Annotated in this window: 17 protein-coding genes; 10 read left to right on the top strand and 7 right to left on the bottom strand. The window is 46.5% G+C overall.

All coding sequences use genetic code 11. From position 1 onward, the window contains the following. Positions 1–6: 6 nt before the first annotated feature. Both pfkB and fruA read left to right on the top strand, forming a co-directional pair. Complete coding sequence (gene pfkB / locus FIV04_RS21055) at positions 7–987, top strand: 1-phosphofructokinase (RefSeq protein WP_152470404.1); 981 nt, start codon at positions 7–9, stop codon at positions 985–987. A 14-nt stretch (positions 988–1,001) separates the two neighbouring features. Next, positions 1,002–2,738: a PTS fructose transporter subunit IIBC gene (fruA, locus tag FIV04_RS21050; RefSeq protein ID WP_152470403.1), complete on the top strand. Its 1,737-nt coding sequence runs from the start codon at positions 1,002–1,004 to the stop codon at positions 2,736–2,738. Between the two features lie 73 nt (positions 2,739–2,811). Here fruA and FIV04_RS21045 read toward each other — a convergent pair whose 3' ends face one another. The 4 genes from FIV04_RS21045 to FIV04_RS21030 form a co-directional block, all read right to left on the bottom strand. Further along, entirely contained in the window at positions 2,812–3,768 is a 957-nt protein-coding gene (locus tag FIV04_RS21045) for a helix-turn-helix transcriptional regulator (protein ID WP_253895551.1), read from the bottom strand. A gap of 62 nt (positions 3,769–3,830) precedes the next feature. Then, positions 3,831–6,935 carry an efflux RND transporter permease subunit gene (locus tag FIV04_RS21040; RefSeq protein WP_152470401.1) on the bottom strand — a complete coding sequence of 1,035 codons (3,105 nt, stop codon included), beginning with the start codon at positions 6,933–6,935 and terminating at the stop codon, positions 3,831–3,833. Beyond that, positions 6,932–8,122, bottom strand: coding sequence for an efflux RND transporter periplasmic adaptor subunit (locus FIV04_RS21035; protein ID WP_152470400.1), 1,191 nt, complete (start codon positions 8,120–8,122; stop codon positions 6,932–6,934). Before FIV04_RS21035 ends, FIV04_RS21040 begins: the two co-directional genes overlap by 4 nt. Next, positions 8,112–8,999, bottom strand: a complete 888-nt coding sequence (locus FIV04_RS21030) for an ABC transporter six-transmembrane domain-containing protein (protein ID WP_152470399.1) — start codon at positions 8,997–8,999, stop codon at positions 8,112–8,114. Before FIV04_RS21030 ends, FIV04_RS21035 begins: the two co-directional genes overlap by 11 nt. Positions 9,000–9,220: 221 nt before the next feature. Between FIV04_RS21030 and FIV04_RS21025 the strand changes: the two genes are divergently transcribed. The 5 genes from FIV04_RS21025 (at position 9,221) to FIV04_RS27005 (ending at position 12,940) form a co-directional block, all read left to right on the top strand. Further along, the gene (locus tag FIV04_RS21025; RefSeq protein WP_152470398.1) at positions 9,221–9,814 is read left to right on the top strand and encodes a hypothetical protein; all 594 of its coding nucleotides are present in this window, start codon (positions 9,221–9,223) and stop codon (positions 9,812–9,814) included. 20 nt (positions 9,815–9,834) lie between these two features. Further along, positions 9,835–10,755, top strand: coding sequence for a sterol desaturase family protein (locus FIV04_RS21020; protein WP_152470397.1), 921 nt, complete (start codon positions 9,835–9,837; stop codon positions 10,753–10,755). Next, positions 10,730–11,404 carry a response regulator transcription factor gene (locus tag FIV04_RS21015; RefSeq protein ID WP_152470396.1) on the top strand — a complete coding sequence of 225 codons (675 nt, stop codon included), beginning with the start codon at positions 10,730–10,732 and terminating at the stop codon, positions 11,402–11,404. The genes FIV04_RS21020 and FIV04_RS21015 overlap by 26 nt, the downstream gene beginning before the upstream one ends. Beyond that, a complete protein-coding gene (locus tag FIV04_RS21010) occupies positions 11,401–12,696 on the top strand; it encodes a HAMP domain-containing sensor histidine kinase (protein WP_152470395.1) in 1,296 nt (431 codons plus the stop codon). Before FIV04_RS21015 ends, FIV04_RS21010 begins: the two co-directional genes overlap by 4 nt. A gap of 91 nt (positions 12,697–12,787) precedes the next feature. Next, positions 12,788–12,940: a hypothetical protein gene (locus tag FIV04_RS27005; RefSeq protein ID WP_167332352.1), complete on the top strand. Its 153-nt coding sequence runs from the start codon at positions 12,788–12,790 to the stop codon at positions 12,938–12,940. 136 nt (positions 12,941–13,076) lie between these two features. Here the strand turns inward: FIV04_RS27005 and FIV04_RS21005 are convergent, their stop codons facing one another. Both FIV04_RS21005 and yghU read right to left on the bottom strand, forming a co-directional pair. Next, the gene (locus tag FIV04_RS21005) at positions 13,077–13,400 is read right to left on the bottom strand and encodes a DOPA 4,5-dioxygenase family protein (protein WP_150868771.1); all 324 of its coding nucleotides are present in this window, start codon (positions 13,398–13,400) and stop codon (positions 13,077–13,079) included. Positions 13,401–13,551: 151 nt separating this feature from the next. Continuing rightward, the gene (yghU, locus tag FIV04_RS21000) at positions 13,552–14,412 is read right to left on the bottom strand and encodes a glutathione-dependent disulfide-bond oxidoreductase (RefSeq protein WP_152470394.1); all 861 of its coding nucleotides are present in this window, start codon (positions 14,410–14,412) and stop codon (positions 13,552–13,554) included. A gap of 311 nt (positions 14,413–14,723) precedes the next feature. Between yghU and FIV04_RS20995 the strand changes: the two genes are divergently transcribed. Beyond that, positions 14,724–15,068 (top strand): YajD family HNH nuclease, encoded by a 345-nt coding sequence (locus FIV04_RS20995; RefSeq protein ID WP_032552302.1) that lies wholly within the window; start codon positions 14,724–14,726, stop codon positions 15,066–15,068. Positions 15,069–15,192: 124 nt separating this feature from the next. Here the strand turns inward: FIV04_RS20995 and FIV04_RS20990 are convergent, their stop codons facing one another. Then, a complete protein-coding gene (locus FIV04_RS20990) occupies positions 15,193–15,570 on the bottom strand; it encodes an NADH:ubiquinone oxidoreductase (RefSeq protein ID WP_150897323.1) in 378 nt (125 codons plus the stop codon). A gap of 593 nt (positions 15,571–16,163) precedes the next feature. Between FIV04_RS20990 and FIV04_RS20985 the strand changes: the two genes are divergently transcribed. Together FIV04_RS20985 and FIV04_RS20980 are read left to right on the top strand one after the other, a co-directional pair. Next, the gene (locus FIV04_RS20985; protein WP_032552300.1) at positions 16,164–17,399 is read left to right on the top strand and encodes an OFA family MFS transporter; all 1,236 of its coding nucleotides are present in this window, start codon (positions 16,164–16,166) and stop codon (positions 17,397–17,399) included. A 129-nt stretch (positions 17,400–17,528) separates the two neighbouring features. Beyond that, positions 17,529–19,169, top strand: a complete 1,641-nt coding sequence (locus FIV04_RS20980) for a VRR-NUC domain-containing protein (RefSeq protein WP_152470393.1) — start codon at positions 17,529–17,531, stop codon at positions 19,167–19,169. Positions 19,170–19,296 lie beyond the last annotated feature (127 nt).

Here is a 19,296-nt window from a genome sequence, read left to right as displayed (position 1 = left end):
TTAGCAATGACTGAATTAAAGCAAATCAAAGCCGTTACGGTAACGCTGAACCCAGCATTAGACCTGACAGGTAGCGTTGATACGCTAAACGTAGGTTCAGTGAGCTTGGTAAACCAAGGTTCGCTACACGCCGCGGGCAAAGGCGTAAACGTAGCAAAAGTGCTGTCTGAGCTGGGCGCAAAAGTAACCGTTACAGGTTTCTTGGGTCGCAACAATGAAGAGGCATTTTGCCAACTGTTTGCAGAAATGGGTGCAACCGACCGCTTCATCCGTGTCGACGGCGCAACGCGCATCAACGTTAAGCTAGTGGAAACCTCCGGCCAAGTTAGTGACATTAACTTCCCAGGTGTACCAGTTGATCAAGATGCGATCAGCGCATTTGAAAAAACACTGCTAGAGCTTGCAGAAGACCACGAGTACTTCGTAATTGCAGGTAGCTTACCTCAAGGCGTATCTCCAGAACTTTGTGCTTCTTGGGTACAACGCCTACGCGACCTAGGTAAGAAGGTATTATTCGACAGCAGCCGCGATGCGCTAAAAGCCGGTATCAATGCTCAGCCTTGGCTTATCAAGCCGAACGACGAAGAGCTGTCTCAACTGTTCAACGCGGAGCTAACGAGCCGTGACCAATGCCAACTTGCAGGCCAAGCATTGAGCGAGAAAGGCATTGAGAACATTGTTGTTTCTCTGGGAGCAGATGGCGTGATGTGGCTAAACAATGGTGAGTGGATTCACTCACAACCACCACGTATGCAAGTCGTGAGCACAGTTGGTGCGGGCGACACCTTAGTCGCTGGCCTATGTTGGGGTCACATGCAACAGATGCCTAAACCAGAATTAATCAAATTTGCCACCGCCCTTTCGGCACTTGCTGTGTCTCAAGTCGGCGTGGGTTTAACTAGCCAAAAAGAGCTGGACTCAGTACTACAAAATATCCAATTACAGGCGCTTACCACTCCAACTGACCAGTTTGAGTCAAGCAAATAGGACAAAGGTTTACTATGAATATTACCATTATCACCGCATGCCCAAGTGGCGTTGCAAACAGCATCATCGCAGCAGGTCTGCTTGAGAAAGCCGCAAAAGAGCTAGGTTGGAGTGCCAATATTGAGTGCCAGTCAAGCGTTCTTCCAAGTGAAGCCGTTTCAAAAGAAACGATTGCAAACAGCGACGCTGTCGTTATTGCCGCAAACACGGACGTAGACACACAGCGCTTTGTTGGCAAGAAGGTTTACCAAGCGCCAATCTCTGAGTGTACTGCAGACGCAAAAGCATTTCTTGAAAGCGCAGTAGCAAACGCAACTGGGTTGGACGCTTCACAAGTAACGACCGCTGCAACTGAAGTAGTAGCAAGCGGCGCTAAGAAGATTGTTGCGATTACGGCATGTCCGACGGGTGTAGCTCACACTTTCATGGCGGCTGAAGCACTAGAGAACGAAGGCCAGCGTCTTGGTCACCAAATCAAGGTGGAAACTCGTGGCTCTGTAGGTGCTAAGAACCAACTGACGGATCAAGAGATTGCAGAGGCGGATCTTGTCATCATCGCTGCGGATATCGACGTCCCACTCGACCGTTTTGATGGTAAGCCACTGTACAAAACAACAACGGGTCCTGCGCTTAAAAAGACAACTCAAGAGTTTGAAAAAGCGTTCGCTGAAGCAAAACCATATCAACACACAGCTTCTTCTTCACAAGCAGCACCTGCTGACGAGAAGAAAGGCGTATACAAGCACCTAATGACAGGTGTATCTCACATGCTACCTGTTGTTGTAGCGGGTGGTTTGATCATCGCACTCTCTTTCGTATTCGGTATCGAAGCGTTTAAAGAAGAAGGTACGCTAGCTGCAGCACTGATGACTATCGGTGGTGGTTCAGCATTCGCACTGATGATCCCGGTTCTTGCTGGCTTCATTGCATTCTCAATTGCTGACCGTCCGGGTCTGGCTCCGGGTCTAATCGGCGGTATGCTGGCTAGCTCAACAGGCGCTGGCTTCCTAGGTGGTATCGCGGCAGGTTTCATTGCAGGTTACTCAGCGAAATTCATTGCTGACAAGGTTCAACTTCCACAATCTATGGAAGCACTGAAGCCAATTCTTATCATTCCATTTATCGCGAGCTTGTTCACTGGCCTTGTGATGGTGTACATCGTAGGTGGCCCTGTTTCTGGCGTAATGAGCGCGATGACAGACTTCCTAAACAACATGGGTACGTCTAACGCGATTCTTCTGGGTGTGATTCTAGGCGCAATGATGTGTTTCGACCTTGGTGGTCCAGTAAACAAAGCAGCTTACACATTCGGTGTTGGTCTACTGGCTTCTCAAACTTACGCACCAATGGCAGCTATCATGGCAGCAGGTATGGTTCCAGCTCTAGGTATGGGCCTTGCGACTTTCCTAGTGAAAGACAAGTTTGAAGCGGGCGAGCGTGAAGCAGGTAAAGCGTCATTCGTTCTTGGTCTATGTTTCATCTCTGAAGGTGCTATTCCATTCGCAGCGAAAGACCCAATGCGTGTTATCCCAGCATGTATGGCAGGTGGTGCTCTGACTGGTGCTCTATCAATGCTGTTTGGCGCACAACTGATGGCTCCACACGGTGGTCTATTCGTTCTACTGATTCCAGGTGCTATCTCTCCTGTACTTATGTACCTAGTGGCGATTGCAGCGGGTACAGCGGTAACTGGTTTCGGTTACGCAGCGCTTAAAAAGATGAGCGATTCAAAGGTAACTGCAGAAGCTTAACCCCCACTCCATTAAGCTCCTATAAAGCTGCTCGTTAGCAGAACAAAGGCTCCTCATTTGAGGAGCCTTTTTATTACTCATTATCTTGGGCGGTTAGATTGTGTTGACCTAAAACTGGTAGCTGGAAAGAAAAGGTCACCCCCTCCACTCCTGTCGTATCTATACCTAAGATCATTTCAACTAAGTGGCGCTCCGGATCTAGCTCTAGCCCTTGCTGCTCAACGCAGTCAAACAAAGATTCCAACGCGGCGCTGTAACCGACATCCGATACCAAATAGACCTCGCTACATAAGTAGTGCCCTTCAGGAATCACCACATCATAGAGCGCAGGAGCGACATCCCAATTCCCCACACACAAGTCGATTTCATCCCATGTTTTTCGCATTTGATGCAGCGGTGTAATGCTCATCAACTTGGTCGACTTCTTACCATACAGTTCAAATACCGTGTCCCAATCCGGATCATCCAGCTTGAGGTCTTTCATACCTCGCTCTGGAAACCACTTCAATTCAGTCGGAATCGTTTTAGCTAATTCGCTCTCCATTGACTCCTCGCCACTTGGGTGAGCAAGCTGCTTAAGGAAATCCGCCGTCTCTCGTGGCGTCGCTTCGTAGCCCATTTTTCGGATCTGTTTTGCCGTCACGCCAAGATCTCTTTTTAGCGCTTTGCCTAAAGCTTGGGACGATGAAAAGCCGCAATATTGCGCGATTTCCATGGTGCTCCAAGGTTCATCATTCAGCAGTAACCCTACCGCCGTTTGCAGGCGAATTCGCGCTAGATATTGCCCTGGCGTTTCATTGAACAGCTCAGAAAACTGGCGATGAAAATGGTAAGGCGAGATTGCGGATTCGGTCGCGATTTCTTCCCACGAGCGTCGCTCTGCCCACTCTTCATGCATCATGGTTAGTGCTTGCGTAAAGCGCTTTTGCAAGTGCTCAGGAAGCGACTTCAACAAAGCTACCTCCGGCACTAACTGAAATGCTGGCTGCCTTGTCGAATTGTCTAACTCATTCTCTTCCTTACGACTCATATCTTTCCCGTTGCGGCGTATGTGGTTCTTTAAGTTATATTGCTTTGTTTGCGCTTCAACTTTCATGAAGCCCCCTCCAATACCAACTCAGTTCGCTCGACTTTAGGTGCTTTGCGGCAAAACCGCCCCAGTAACACCGGAATCAGAATCAAAGTGACAGCTGTCGCGAACAATTCACCAAACACCAAGGATACCGCCGCAGGCTTCAAGTACTGGGCTTGCTCAGCAGTTTCACTTAGTAGCGGCAACAAACCACAAACTGTCGTAATTGTGGTTAGGAATATCGCCCTTAAACGACTCGTTCCTGCCGTCACCAAAGCTTGCTGCAGAGGAACGCCACTTCGGTACTCACTATTGAAGCGCGTGATCAATACCAGTGAGTCATTAATTACAATGCCTGTCATCGCCATCATACCGAACATCGAGAGCAAGCTGATTGGCAAACCCATAATGTAGTGACCGAAGATCGCACCAGCAAACCCAAACGGTATCACCGCCATAATGATAAAGGGTTGCCAGTAAGATTTAAGAGGTACTGCCAACAAAATATAGATCAGTAGCAGGGTCAGAATCATTGCGGTTTTGAAGCCAGATGATACCTCGCCAATCTCTTCAAACTCGCCACCAGCTTTTATCGTCACCTCTGGGTATTGAACCTCCAACGCCGCAATAGCTTCATCTAACTGCTTCAACGTCTGCTCTGGCGACTGAATATCTCGGTTTTGCTTCCAGTATAGGTTAAGCACCTGTTCACGGTTACGGCGATAAACCACTTCTGGTTCTTGCTCATATTGCAGGGCCGCCACATCACCTAGCAATACCGAGCCTCCATCGGGTAAGCGAATCAAGGCTTGTTCAAGTTGAGACAGAGTCTGACGCTGCTCTCGAGCATATTGCAGTAGTACTTTGGTTTCCTGCCCTTTCTCAAGTAGGCGATGGACTTCACGTTCACCGTAAGCCTGCCCCACAAGTTTAGCGAGCTTCTCCTGAGTCAGGCCTAACTGCTCACCAAATTGGTTTACTACAATTCGAACCTGAGGCGATCCAGCTTGCCCATCATCATACACATCTGAAACACCATTTAAGTTCACCAGCGTTTGTGCGAGCTGGTTGCTCACCAACTTAGCCAGTGCTCTATCATCAGCGGACACCGTAATGAAGGTTCCACCAGCAGGCTCTTCGGCTGCGCTAAATTGGGTTGAGTAAGCGCCTTCAATCACACCCGTCGTTTCTCGCCAACGGTTGATCAGCAAATTGCTCGGTAAAACGGTCAGTGATTCGGTGGTAAGCTCCGCCGTTACCTCAACCTCACCATACCCGTCCGACCATGCAAGCAAGTTAACGACAGGTGATTCACTCAATGGGTAGTCTTCGAGTAGGCTTTTCTCTACCTTTTCCATCGCAGACTCAACTTGAGACAAAGCCTGTTGTTGCAATGGAATTGGCGCGCCATCTTCCAATTCGATTTTGGCGGTGATGTAGCGCCCTGGAATTTCAGGAAACAGTGAGCTGCGTATCGCGCCATTCGACCACATGCCGTAAGCCAAGGTGATCATCGCGACGAAACCCATCAGTGAAGCCAGTTTATACTTCAACGCATGCTCTAGAATTGGCTTGTACACTTTGAGGTTGAACGCTTGTAAGCCATTCTGAGCCATACCCTGAATTCGACTTATCCAGTTCTCTTTTGGCTTAGCCGAGATATGCGCCAGATGCGATGGCAATATGAATTTACTCTCTACCAATGAGAAAAGCAGAGCAAAGATCACCACCGCAGAGAAACCCGCCAGCACTTTAGCTAACTCATTATTAATCCAAAGCATCGGTGAGAACGCTGCTATAGTCGTCAGCACACCAAACACCGTTGCAATCGAAACAGAATGTACGCCTTGCCAAGCGGCGAGCTTAGGGTCGATAGGTTTCCCCGCTGGTGTTGACGCGCGTTTTTCATGTATTGCTTCCCCCACAACCACAGCGTCATCCACTAAGATCCCGAGTACTAAGATAAAACCAAACAAGGTAATGTCATTGACGCTGTAGTTGGCAAGTTGCATCGCGACCAAAGTTCCGGCTAATGCCACTGGAATCCCAACAGCAACCCAGAATGCAAGCTTAAGCTCCAAAAATAAGCCGAGCAAGACGATAACAATCAGCAAGCCCTGCCAAGCATTATCACCTAGACGAAATAGCTGATCTTCAATGTAGGGTGCCATGTCCGCCATGGTGTCGAGCGTAATGTCTGAAGGTAGCACTGCTCGCTGTTCATCGAGTACCGATTGTACGGCTTCGCTTACCTTTAATAGGTTGTCGCTTTGACTGGTACTGATCAGCAAGGCAATCGCGTTGGAACCGTTGTTACGCACGATCGATCCGCTCTGCTCATAGCCTCGGCTAAGCGTTGCAATATCGCCCAATCGCACCTTGCCGTTCGCATTGGCGATTACAACCAAATCATTAAGCTTCTGTAAGTCATCGGCGTAGCCGTCACCACGAATGATCACTCGCCCTTTACTGCTCAACAGCTCCCCAGTGCGGGACTCAAATGAGCGCTGCTCAATCATCCCGGCGAGATCTTCTAGGGTAATCCCTAAGTTCTCTAGCTCTTGTGGCTTAGGCTCAATAATCAATTGAGGACTACGAGATCCCCAGTTCGATACTTTTGAGATCTGTGGATGCTTTTTTAATGCCTGCTCGACTTGCCTAGCAATAGGCTGAAGTTCAGCGTCCGACCTTGGTCCAGACACAATCACAAACGCTGCTAGGTTGGTAAATTCATTGCGCACGACTTGCGGTTTTTCAGCCTGAACTGGAAAACCGTTGATGGCATTCACTTGGTTACGCACATCATCCAACAACTTATCAAGATCGGTCGAACTGGTCTTACGCACCACAACTTGAGACTCACCAGCGCTGGATTGACTGGTGATCTGCTTAATACCCGCAATCCCACTTATCGATTCTTCGATTCGCTGCGTAACACTCTCATCAATCTGCTTCGCTGTACCGCCCGGATACGCGACGTTGATGACCACAGAAGAAGGAGCGACCTGCGGAAAAGACTCTACTCTTAAGTGCCCAAATGAGAGCACTCCGCTCACCACAATCGCCATCATGAGCAGGTTGGCGGCAACAGGGTTATGAATAAACCACTTGGTTAACCAACTCATGGGGTTACCTCCACTTGTTGAGGTGCTTTAGAAGCAATAGCCGTGTTACTTTCAAAGCTATCTACCGCACGAATCGGCGCAACTTGCTTACCTGCTAACATTGAAGACAGCGGATACTTAACTACAGAACGAGTTTTGTTTTGGTGGTGAGCAAACTTCACGTGCACTTGATCTTGAGTCTCTTCTACCAAGGTCACTCGCTCTTTTTGTAGTTGGTCATGACTATCTAGCGTCCAGACATAACCATCACGCGTTAAACTGCTCATAGGAAGCGAGCTAACATTGCTCTGCTCACCTAGATTCACTTTCACCTCAACCTGTTGATTAGGGAACAAACGAGGCACCTGATACGGATTTTGAACCGAGAGCACCACTTGTCTTTGGCGAGTAACGCTATCAACGTTTGGAGACACGTAACGCACTTCTGCAGACCATTGCTGCCCAGAGCGACCAACCACGGTAATCTCTGATTGAGAAGCTTCTTGCCCAGTAATCACCGCTTGCTGCACTCTTGCCCAATGCAATTCCGACACAGGAAGAGCAACATCAATCGAATCACTAGCTGCTAAGTCAAAGGTAGCTTGCCCCGCTTCTATCCATTCACCAGGGCTCACATGACGGCTCATAATCACTGCATCAAAGGGAGCAACAATGGTCGACTCTTCCAATAGTTTTGTTGCACTTTGGTAAGCCTGTTTTGCTTGTGTTAACTCTGCTTTAGCCGCGGCTACTTGCGGCTCTTTGCGCGCAAACGCTGAGCTTTTACTAGGGTTGAGCATTTTGAGTGCCACAGTTTGTTCATGCTCTATCTGCTTAAGATTCAGCTCAGCTTGTTTGACCTGACTCAGTGTCATCGCCACATTGGAACGCAAAGCGCTATTATCTAATTTGGCTAGCACATCGCCCTTTTTCACTAAAGTACCGGGTTCCCTTTCCAAATTAACCCAAGCTAATTGAGCACTGCTTGACGCTTTCAACTGTATTGGCCAGCGCGATTGAGTCACAGCCAACAAGGTCAGAGACGCCTCGTAGGATTTCGGTTCAACTTCAATAATGGATACAGGCGCAAGAACAACCTCTTTGGACTCTGGGAGCACCGGATCGGGTTCTAACTCGTCCACGAGAATTAAAGCCGCGAGTATCGCCACGCAGCCGAGGACAATGGAAAGCGACTTTTTAAACTTCATAAGGCTTCTCCTTGATAACCTGTCGATTATTTTTCTGATTTAGACGTTGGCTTATTTCGCCAAGTCGAGAGAGGGTTTGTAGGGTGATAGGTAGCAGAACCGCAGTCTCAACGAACTCCAATGAATAGGTCACGATAGAGAACACCTGCCCCGGCGTTGGTGAATCCATGTAGCTCACCAACCATAGATTTCCGAGCACTGCTGAAAACAGCAACGCAAAGATCAGCCCGTAGACGATGGCTTCGGTGTCAGAAAGCTTTACTTCACAGCGCTTTAAACGTTCGAAGTGACGTCTGATCGCTGAAAGCTTCGCAGCGCCAAGCAGCGAGACTTGTTGCTCGATTTGATCGTTAAACTCACCGTTTAAACGAGTGAAAGTGCGATGGAACAGGCCGTAGATAATGAGCATGCCGACACCTGCCCCCAACATAGAAAGCGCCAGTGTTTGATCGAACGTCGCCAAAATCACCACAGTCGCAATCAACTGCACCACGGCAGTCATCAATGACGGTAAATCTTCTTCTAGAAAGTCCACCAGCTCACGAGACATGGTTAAGCGCGCATCTTTAGCCGACAGCTCTAACCCACGCAGGTTGCGCTCAACTAAATTAGCGAGTTTTACTCGAATAGCTCCATAAACACGGGTGTCGTAGAAGCGTCGAACCACACTGACGATCACTAACGCGAAGAGACATAAAGCCAACATCAAAAGCGGTTGAAGATCTTGTTCAAGCACACCGTCGATAGCGAAACCAATAAACAGTGGCAATAAGATCAGCATGACGTTTTCGACAAGTACCATCAGCCAAGTCAGCAGAACCTTCCACAAATTCAATTGGATAATGGTGATTAAGGATATGGGTTGTTTGAGACTCATTATTGACCCCACGAATAATTATGGCGCCAGTATTACCAATTCGACGTTGAAAAAAGTGTCCCAGATTGCTGTATTGACGTTTTTCTCCTTGGTTACCTTTTGATTACCTCCCCTTGGTTATCTTCTGTTTCAACACAGGAACGCACCCAAATTTGCACTGGTGCTTAACCAATTCCCATGGCCAATTTGTCCATGGTTTACCATCTACAGGGAGAGAAATTATGAAATTGCTCGCTTCGTTACTCACTACAACCGCTATCACGGCTTCGATTTGGGGAGCCTTGCAAGTGCAACCTGCAATCGCAAAGATTGGACCATTAGCCTCGAAAACAGATACATCTTCAGCTGAAGCTTCCTTAGCCAGAGATTCCTCCTCAGATGCAGGATTCGATATGACCCAACCGGGTGCCGTGATTGGCGTTACCCAAGCCGTCACATTGCAGTCCGTCCCGCAAGTTTGGGCGAGCTTTTATGAACAAGTAGAATTAGGGAAAAACAAGAATCTCAGTTCCGAGAATGTGGTTAGCGACGAAGTGATCGTTCTCTACCAAGAGATAGCACGTGATTTCAGTGAAGCAAAAGTTACGGTTGGTTTCCGACAAAAGGCAAGCTCAGATGTTAAACCCAGCGCTCGCTTCTCAAGCCTTAATAAAGCGGTCACATTGCTCAACAAAGGAAAACATGACGATACGGAGCTAACCAGCGCTTGGGAGATGATCGATTATCGACGTGACGTAGAGGCTGTACTCGAACGCCACTACCTCAATCAGCATGGATTGCCCGATTCCAGCGAACTTTATGTCTACTATAAATAGAACCGATAAGGATAATCGTCATGGAATTTCTGTCTCAGGTCTTCAGTGAAGGCCAAATCATATTCAGCGAAACATGGGTGGACGACAATTTCGTCCTCGTTGCTTTAGCTCTGTTTATCATTGAACTCGTCCGCTACGCATTCAAGAAGAAGTTATCTTGGAACATGTTAGGAGATAGCCTGACCAACTTTGTTACGCTGTTTTTCCTGTTGGTGACCGTGTTTTTTGTTGGTCTCGCATATGTCGGTGCGTTTGTCTTCGCGTACGACAACTTTAGCCTGACTCAACTGCCAATCACTGGATGGACAATTATCGGCTGTCTGATATTGGCGGACCTCGCTTACTACTGGGAGCACCGCTTCCTTCACAGCAATGGGTTTGCATGGGGTACACACTCTGTTCACCACAGTTCGCCGTATTTCAACATTTCCGTTGCGTACCGATTCGGGCCGTTAGATTGGTTTTTCCCATTCTTCTTCCACCTGCCGTTGATCCTTCTTGGGTTCAATCCGTTCGTGGTATTGATGTGTGAGACTTTTGTTCAGCTGTATCAAACGCTGCTACATACTGAAACGGTGAAGAAATTTCCGCGCCCTATCGAAGCGGTGTTCAATACACCATCACATCATAGGGTTCACCATGCGACCAATAAGCAGTATCTCGACAAGAACTACGCAGGCATTTTGATCATTTGGGATCGCATGTTTGGAACCTTCGCCAGAGAAGAAGAGACCGTGCGATATGGTGTATTCCCTAGAATCAACTCTGTGAATCCACTTAAAGTATACTTCCACGGATATGCTAAGCTCTTGAGCCAACTATGGAATGCACCCAACTGGCCGTATCGATTTCAACTCTTAGTACAACCGCCAATATGGGCTTGGAGAAGGGAACGAGAATCAAAAAAGGAGACCCATGAGCATTCACGCACTTTTAATTGAAGATGACAGTGATCTCGCTGAAGCCATCGCCGACTATATGGAACTCGATGGCTTCGAGTTTGATTTTGCTTATAACGGTGCGGCGGGGTTAAACCTCGCCCTCGATGGCAATTATGATTTGATCCTGACCGACATTAACATGCCGAAAATGGATGGACTTGATGTATGCCAATCGCTACGAGCCCAAGGCATTACAACGCCAATCCTCATGCTTACTGCGCGTGATACGCTCGAAGACAAAATCGCAGGGTTTGATGTAGGGTCAGATGACTATCTCGTCAAACCTTTTGCGATGGAAGAGCTTAAAGTACGTTTGATGGCACTCATACGTCGTGCGCAAGGCGGAGTTTCTACCCTTGCTGCTAACGGCATTTCCGTTGACCTCAATACACACCAAGCAACTCGCGACGGCAAACCATTAAAGCTCTCTCCTGTCTGCTGGCGCATGTTGGTGACACTCGTTAGAACTAGCCCCAACGTGGTTACGCGAGCGAAGTTAGAGGAAGCATGGGAAGACGAATTTCCAACATCTGATAGCTTTAAAGCTCAACTGTTCAAGCTGAGAAAAGTGGTCGATGCACCATTTGACTCCAAACTTATCCATACCGTTCACGGCGTTGGTGTAGCATTGCGAAAGGAAGAGTCATGAAGCGAGTCAGCATCAGAAGAGACATCTACCTCTATCTATTTGGGCTATTGTTGCTACTCACCGGGGCCTACGCGCTGATGGTCTCGCAAAGCTACCATATCGGGATCAATGAGAGTGCTAAATACGGTTTCCTCTATGAACTAAAAGCAGCTGAGCAACACTTCGTGACGACAGGAGAAGCACCTCGCAGTGACAACCCTACCTTTCAGGTGTTCTTAGAGCCTTCACAAATCCCACTTAAATTCCAACAAGCCTTTGTTTGGCGAGATTTCCAAGCGGATGAAATATATGAGGCGTATTTACCGTCTAATTCCGAACAAGGTTACGGCAAATATCTGTATGCCGCGAAGCACCCTGTTCCCGGCAGTTCCGAGATCTTATATATCGTGTCGGAATACGATGAAGCGCTTTACCTGACTCTGTTTGAGTTGAGTCCTCCAGAGTCTGTCACCCAGTTCAACTCCGCTTTCTTGGTGATTGGCGCACTCCTTCTATTGGTGTTCTTGGTAATAAGGTTGCTGGTCTACCGATTAACCAAACCCATTATGGCACTCTCCAGTTGGTCACAGACTCTCGACCTTGAAGATGTCAGTAAACTAAAGAACGTTCGTTACAACGAGATCCATACACTATCCGAACAACTCATTCGCAGTGTTGAGGGAGAGCGAAGTGCGAACGACCGAGAAAGGTTTTTCCTTCGTGCGGCCAGCCATGAACTGCGTACACCGATCACCACTATCTCAGCCAGTGGTGACATGTTGGAACGTTTATCTGAACAAATTCCAGGAAGTGCGCAACGAGCCGTGGCGCGCATCCAACGCTCTGTGCAAAGTATGCAAAGCCTGGTTATCACTCTTTTATGGATGAGCCGCAACAACAATCTAGACACTCAATATGAATCAATAGAGACAGAGGCTTTACTCGATAAAATCGTCGATGGGCAGCGATATTTGCTTTCCCAAAAACAGGTCGAGGTAGAAACAAACGTCAGTTGTGGCGAAATTTACCAACCTAAAGAGCTCGTCGAAGTGGTGCTCACCAATCTGGTCCGCAATGCATTTCAACATGGTGGTCAAGGTAATGTGGCTATGTTGCTGGGTAAAGAAGGGTTTGAAATCAGTAACACCACACCAGATCCTAATATGTCAGGTAAAGGATCCCGCGATACATCCTTTGGTATTGGTCTAGAACTGGTTGAACGCGTCTGTCACAGTCAAGGTTGGCAGCTTAGTCATCAACAACATCAAGATAAATTTACAGTTTGCGTCCAATTCACTGACAGCAAGGAATAACGACCACTGCATTCGTTTTCGAAACCCGGTTACCAAGTGGTTACCTTCTCGCTGATATCCTAAATCTATATCGAAATAGAGGAGTCAACAAATGGGCACTTGGATACTAGAAACCTTATTATGGGCAATCGTGACTGTCGCGGTTTGTGTTGCGATTTGGGGATTGAATATGACCAACATACTCATTGCATTGGGCGCCTCAGTTGCTGTGTCTTTGTTGTTGGGTAATAGCTGGCGTAGTTAGCTTAATCATTTGTATTACCTTGATTGCTTTAGCAAACTCGGAACAGACAAAAGCAAACCATGAACGCATAAAAGAAAAACCCGACGCTCAATGAGTATCGGGGTTTTGTGTTTTTCAAGCTAGATTGGCATACGCACTAGCTGGATAATGTCTCTTCAAAGACACCCAGCTCTCGACCAAGCCAAATAGCACGAACCGTATGATCCAGTGTTTCTTCACCGCCAGTCACAGGGTGGATAAGCACTGACATATCGCCGCGCTCCTGTTCAAGCCATTCAACAATGCCTGAATCTTTATTAGCAAAATGCATCTCGAACATAGGCATTTTATGTGGGCCTACAAGACGTTGAACCAACGGGAAAACTTCAAGAACATCTTTTCGCTCTGTAATGATCTTCTGACGAAGCGCTTCAGCTTGTTCAGCGTTTCGCAGAGCAAAATACACATGACCGTGGTACATAAAACCATCCTTAAACAATATGATGGCGGTAGTTTACATAAGTTTGAGTGACTGAACAAAGAAGCTTACCGCTTGATAGTTCGACTTTTCGAAGATAATCCACCAAAAGCTTTCATCCTCAATAAGCTTCTCTGCGATCACAAAGCCAGCATTACTCAGGCTTTAGTCTCAAAACTTTATCGATATCTTCCGCCGAGTGACGCTCTGGTACTTGTTCCCACTCTTCGCCCCATGAACGATTGATAATACGACCGCGTTGGAAGCCTTCACGCGTTTCAAGCTGCTTCGCCCAGCGCACAACATTAGTGTACGACTCCACTTGTAGGAACTCTGCCGCATCGTACAGGTTGCCAAGCACTAGATTGCCGTACCATGGCCAAATCGCGATGTCAGCAATGGTCAGTTCGTCACCAGAGACAAACTCGTTGTTTGCTAGCTGTTTATCTAGTACATCCAACTGACGTTTTGCTTCCATCGCAAAGCGGTTGATTGGGTACTCTTGCTTTTCGTCAGCGTAAGCGTAGAAGTGACCAAAACCGCCACCTAAGAATGGGGCTGAGCCTTGTGCCCAGAACAACCAGTTGATCGCTTGAGTACGCGCAGCACCCTCTTTTGGTAAGAAGTGACCAAATTTCTCTGCTAAATGCATCAGAATCGAAGCCGACTCAAAAATATTAACCGCTTCGTCGCCAGACTTATCAACTAATGCTGGAATCTTAGAGTTCGGGTTCACACCCACAAAACCAGAAGAGAATTGATCCGACTCACCGATGTTGATCAGATAAGCATCGTACTCGGCTTCTTTCACGCCTTGTGCCAATAGCTCTTCAAGCATAATCGTAACTTTTTGACCGTTCGGAGTGCCTAGCGAGTAAAGCTGAAATGCGTGTTCGCCAACTGGCAGTTCGCGTTCGAATCTCGCGCCAGATTCAGGGCTGTTGATGTTTGCCCATTTATTTCCGCCGTCGGTATTGTTTACCCAAACTTTCGGTGGAGTGTATTGTTCTGACATAGTATTTCCTTATTGATATAGGGTCTCACAAACTGATATTAGGTCACATACTCTCGGTTAAAACCCCCGAATACGATTTATTTTCAAACTGTTAAGCATGGCTTATTCCAGAAAGAAATAACCGAGTTCACCAAATCTAGAGAAGCCGGTTGCTACACCAATGAACTAGTAGTTACAACAGTGAACATAGAGCTACACCAGTGAACTTGAAACACATCGTTGAAAATTGAAAGATGATTTGCGGTGACTCAACAACGACTTGAAGATAGCTGTGATAAAATCACGCCAATACAATAACTAGGAATTTAGCAATGTCGTCTGATTACAATGGTTCAAGTGCCGCGTATGCACGAAAAGAGAGTGGCTACCGTGAAAAAGCACTGAAACTCTACCCTTGGGTTTGTGGAAAGTGCGCACGAGAGTTTGTTTATTCAAACCTGCGTGAGTTAACGGTCCACCACGTTGATCACGACCATACCAATAACCCCGAAGACGGCAGTAATTGGGAACTGTTATGCCTGTACTGTCATGATCACGAACATTCTAAGTACACTGACCATGAACGTTATGGCGTGGATGCGAAAGCAGAACTCGATAACCACCAGCATGCGACGCATAACCCATTTGCTGATCTTGCAAAGATGATGAAGAAATAGCCTAATCTTCAAATACCTCGGATAAGCAAATACCCCCAACAGACTCTCATCTCTTGGGGGTATTTTCATTTATTCCAGACGTAAAAAAGCCTTCCGAAGAAGGCTTTTTAGAATCTGTTTTGAATTATGCCGCTTGCTTGCGAGCCTCTTCAATCTGCTTCTCACGTTTCTTTAGCGTTAGCTTATCGCGGTAAGAGAACCATACGTAAGACACAACCACTAGGAAGAACAAGTAAGACAACGAGAAGATAAACGGTGACTGGATAATATCATTCGAAATACCCCAAGAAACACCGATAACCGTAACCGCAATTTTTGCGAAGAAGCCACACAACAGTAGCACTAGAGCCAATTGTGGGAAACGCGTGCTGCGAAATGCCAGCCAGTAGCAACTACCTACAGCCAAAGCCGCAATATAGAAGCCGAACAAGAAAGAATGAATATGATCAGCAGCTGCAACACCACCCGTAATCGACATCAATAGAATTAAAAATAGTTTCATAATACTCGCCTCATGTAGACTAGAAACGCATCCTTTCAAATTTGGAATCTCAGTTTGCGTACTATTTTCCCACTTTTTTCGCACAAAACAAGCCCAAGAATTGAACAAATTGTAACCGAGACAGTCATAGAAATTAGCCGTTAACAATAACTTAACATTATGGTTTTTAAGAAACTAAGTCCCCTCTGGCTTTGTGGCGAATATTGGCCAAATTGATTTATTTTGTTACACAAAATTAACCATCGAAATAATTTAAAATTAATTGCAATGATGTGATGATCGCACGCTTTGTAGGGGTGCTACCGAGAAGGCTTAGCTCAAGGCTATGAATAGTGAGGAATGAATGACCATTTTGTACAAAAAAGAAAGGTGTTAACAACAACTACAACACCTATAAAAAACAGTTCTTTAACAACTCAAGTTTTATTTTGATAAAAAGGTAAAAAGAGATTCCAATCACATTTTTATTGGTTATAATCCGCGCTCTTTTGCGCTATCTGTTGATAAACGCAAACTAATTTTGAATAAACCATCACAATAACCCGTTTTCTTTTGAGTGCTTCACTCAATGGATGACAGAAACGAGAATAAAAATGAGCAAGATTGATAAAGCTACACGTATCCTGCTAGCAGGCTTCTGTATCAACCTTTGTCTTGGCATCCTGTATGCTTGGAGTGTATTTAACAAAGCCCTGCAAGGTGAAGGATGGTCTGCAGCTGAAGCATCAGCACCATACGCGACTGCAACAATCACATTCTCTATCTGTCTTCTAGTTGCTGGTATCCTGCAAGACCGCATGGGTCCACGTAAGATCCTTATCCTTGGTACTGCACTAACTGGTCTTGGTATGATCGCGTCTGGCTTCGCGACATCTCCACTGATGCTAAACATCACATTTGGTGTTGTAGCAGGTGCTGGTATCGGCTTCGGTTACGCTTGTCTTTCTCCTTCTGCAATGAAGTGGTTCCACCCTTCTAAGAAAGGTATGGTTAACGGTCTAATCGCAGCAGGCTTCGGTCTAGCAGCAATTTACCTTGCTCCAGTAACAGCGGCTCTTATCGAGAGCATGGGCATCCAAACAAGCTTTAAGATTCTTGGTGCTGGTGTACTAGCGATTGCAGTACCTCTAGCAGCAACTATCAACAACCCACCAGCGGGTTACTCACCAGCTGAACCAAAAGTAAAAGCTGGCCAAGCCCCAAAAGCTGTTAAGAAGAGCGAAGACCTATCTTGGAAAGTAATGCTGAAGACTCCTCAGTTCTACTCTCTATGGATCATGTACGCATTCGCAGCTTCTGTTGGTCTAATGATCATCGGTAACATCACAAGTATCGCAAGCGCACAAGCTAACCTACCAAACGCGGTTTACCTTGCTTCTATCCTTGCTGTATTCAACTCAGGCGGTCGTGTTGCTGCTGGTATGCTTGCTGACAAGATCGGTGGCGTTCGTACTCTTCTACTTGCATTCATCCTGCAAGGCGCAAACATGGCTCTATTCGCTACGTTTAACACTGAGTTCACGCTAATCATCGGTACAGCGGTTGCAGCGGTTGGTTACGGTACTCTACTTGCTGTATTCCCAACTCTAACTGCAGAGTTCTACGGCCTTAAGAACTACGGTACAAACTACGGCGTGCTATACACGGCATGGGGTATCGGTGGTGCAATCGGTACAGCGGTTGTTGGTTACTCAATGACTAACGGCGACAGCTACGGCCTTGCTTACACTATCTCTGCAGCAATGATGGCAGTATGTATTGTTCTTGCAATCATCACTAAGCCAATGTCTGAAGCAAAAGTTGCTGAGCTAAAAGCATCTCAAGCTTAATCTGATAAAAGATTGAATTTGAAAAGAAAGAGCTTAACCTTAGGGTTAGGCTCTTTTTGTATCTGCGTCCTATCAACTGGTTGAGTTAGAAGGAAGCCTTTTCAAATAACGGATTGATGAGAGAAAGACTTGCTAGAAAACACACCAGTACTACCACCGACTTATTACCTCGATAACTTTCAACGCCTTATCGAACACGCTCAACAGTGGTACCTAGACCTACTTCATCCCCATGAGCAAGAATGGCTTCAACGCTTTATGGCTCTCCCTTTCCCCGCTCGCTGCGCACTTGTCAGATTGTTCAGCCGCAAAGGGCATTGGTTTCGAAGCGATAAACTCAACTATCAAGAAATCGATGATTTTCCTCTGCAGATAGAACGCCTCTCTGAACAAGGCTTTATTCGTTCAAGCAATGGGGCTAACGAAACGCGACCTAGCATCTCCTGCTCAGAGCTAGCTCGAGATCTACTAACGAAGCCTGAGCTGTTTCAAGTATTCCCTGATCTCGTATCAAATCGTTCCGCTCGCAAGGATGTTTTGTTGCAACAGTTGCCAGACGAGATGTTCTACGATTTTAAGCAACTTCCGTTTGTCTGTATTGAACTGCTGCAACCTGAACTGATCGATCTACTGCTCGTACTTTTTTTTGGTAATACTCACCAAGATCTAAGCCAGTTTGTCTTAAGTGATTTAGGGCTGAACACCTTCGAACCTGTGAAAATTTCTCTCGAGACACGATTCTTTCAAAGCCGCGAACAGGTGAATGAGCTGCTGTCATTGCATAAGATCCAGCATCAATATTATGAGCTCACGACCAAAGACTCGGAATCTCTCACGACTCTACTGAGTAGCATACCAACCAATAGCGACCACACCGCGTTAGTTCGTCGCCGATCGAAACTGATCAACTTAATTGCCAGAGATCTTGAACGATTAGAAGAGTATCAACTCGCCCTACACTATTTTGCTCAATCGCACCTACCGCCTAGTCGTGAACGACAAGCGCGTATTCATGATAAGTTAAACCAAGTTGAGATAATGAGTGACGTTGTCACCGAAATAATTCAACATCCGATTGACATTGCAGAGTTAGAAGTGGCGTACAAGCTAGAGCAGAGAGTACAAAGGCTTCAAGGTCATAAAGTACCACGCCCCAAAAAGCCGACCTGCGAGAATGAACATCTTGAATTAGACCTGAGTAAAGTACGTGTTGAAGAGGCCGTACGCGCACATATGGAAACACAAGGTTGGCATTGCTACTTCAGTGAGAATACTTTCCTGAATGGTTTGTTTGGATTGGCGTTTTGGAAGGTAATATTTGCGGAAGTTGACGGTGCCTTTATCAACCAATATCAATATCGCCCTCTTGACCTTTACCATGACGACTTTGTCGGCAAGAGACAAGAGTTGATCGACCAAACCTTTAATGACCTCAACGACAAAGGCATGAGAATCTTATTGGATACATTTAAGGCTAAACAAGGTGTCGCCAACCCGTTTGTTCAATGGGCCTACTTTTCCAAAGATCTGTTAGAGCAAGCGATAGAACATATTCCCCTGCCCGTGCTTTGTGATCTGTTTAGAGTGTTACTTAAAGATCTCAAAATTTATCGAACTGGCATGCCCGATCTTATTGCCTTCAATGAGAACGGCTTTCGTTGGATAGAAGTGAAAGGACCAGGCGATAAACTCCAAGACAATCAGTGGCGCTGGATTAAAGAGTTCGAGAAGTTAAACATACCTTTCTCTGTCTGCTGGGTGAATCATTAACACTCATCAAAGCTAACAACACTAGCGATTTTAAAGCGATACCCAAATGAAAACTCGTAGTGCGTCCAATTTGATGCATTTGGTTACAAAGGCATCATTATGCTCGTTGCATTCATCACACCAATTA

It is taken from the genome of Vibrio sp. THAF190c, from assembly GCF_009363355.1.
Lineage (GTDB): Bacteria > Pseudomonadota > Gammaproteobacteria > Enterobacterales > Vibrionaceae > Vibrio > Vibrio fortis_A.
This window is presented reverse-complemented; position numbering and strand designations above follow the sequence as displayed.

Excerpts from the sequence above, each read along its gene's own strand:
- pfkB (WP_152470404.1), top strand. The coding sequence starts at position 7 with ATGACTGAATTAAAGCAAATCAAAGCCGTTACGGTAACGCTGAACCCA.
- fruA (WP_152470403.1), top strand. The coding sequence starts at position 1,002 with ATGAATATTACCATTATCACCGCATGCCCAAGTGGCGTTGCAAACAGC.
- FIV04_RS21045 (WP_253895551.1), bottom strand. The coding sequence starts at position 3,768 with ATGAGTCGTAAGGAAGAGAATGAGTTAGACAATTCGACAAGGCAGCCA.
- FIV04_RS21040 (WP_152470401.1), bottom strand. The coding sequence starts at position 6,935 with ATGAGTTGGTTAACCAAGTGGTTTATTCATAACCCTGTTGCCGCCAAC.
- FIV04_RS21035 (WP_152470400.1), bottom strand. The coding sequence starts at position 8,122 with ATGAAGTTTAAAAAGTCGCTTTCCATTGTCCTCGGCTGCGTGGCGATA.
- FIV04_RS21030 (WP_152470399.1), bottom strand. The coding sequence starts at position 8,999 with ATGAGTCTCAAACAACCCATATCCTTAATCACCATTATCCAATTGAAT.
- FIV04_RS21025 (WP_152470398.1), top strand. The coding sequence starts at position 9,221 with ATGAAATTGCTCGCTTCGTTACTCACTACAACCGCTATCACGGCTTCG.
- FIV04_RS21020 (WP_152470397.1), top strand. The coding sequence starts at position 9,835 with ATGGAATTTCTGTCTCAGGTCTTCAGTGAAGGCCAAATCATATTCAGC.
- FIV04_RS21015 (WP_152470396.1), top strand. The coding sequence starts at position 10,730 with ATGAGCATTCACGCACTTTTAATTGAAGATGACAGTGATCTCGCTGAA.
- FIV04_RS21010 (WP_152470395.1), top strand. The coding sequence starts at position 11,401 with ATGAAGCGAGTCAGCATCAGAAGAGACATCTACCTCTATCTATTTGGG.
- FIV04_RS27005 (WP_167332352.1), top strand. The coding sequence starts at position 12,788 with ATGGGCACTTGGATACTAGAAACCTTATTATGGGCAATCGTGACTGTC.
- FIV04_RS21005 (WP_150868771.1), bottom strand. The coding sequence starts at position 13,400 with ATGTACCACGGTCATGTGTATTTTGCTCTGCGAAACGCTGAACAAGCT.
- yghU (WP_152470394.1), bottom strand. The coding sequence starts at position 14,412 with ATGTCAGAACAATACACTCCACCGAAAGTTTGGGTAAACAATACCGAC.
- FIV04_RS20995 (WP_032552302.1), top strand. The coding sequence starts at position 14,724 with ATGTCGTCTGATTACAATGGTTCAAGTGCCGCGTATGCACGAAAAGAG.
- FIV04_RS20990 (WP_150897323.1), bottom strand. The coding sequence starts at position 15,570 with ATGAAACTATTTTTAATTCTATTGATGTCGATTACGGGTGGTGTTGCA.
- FIV04_RS20985 (WP_032552300.1), top strand. The coding sequence starts at position 16,164 with ATGAGCAAGATTGATAAAGCTACACGTATCCTGCTAGCAGGCTTCTGT.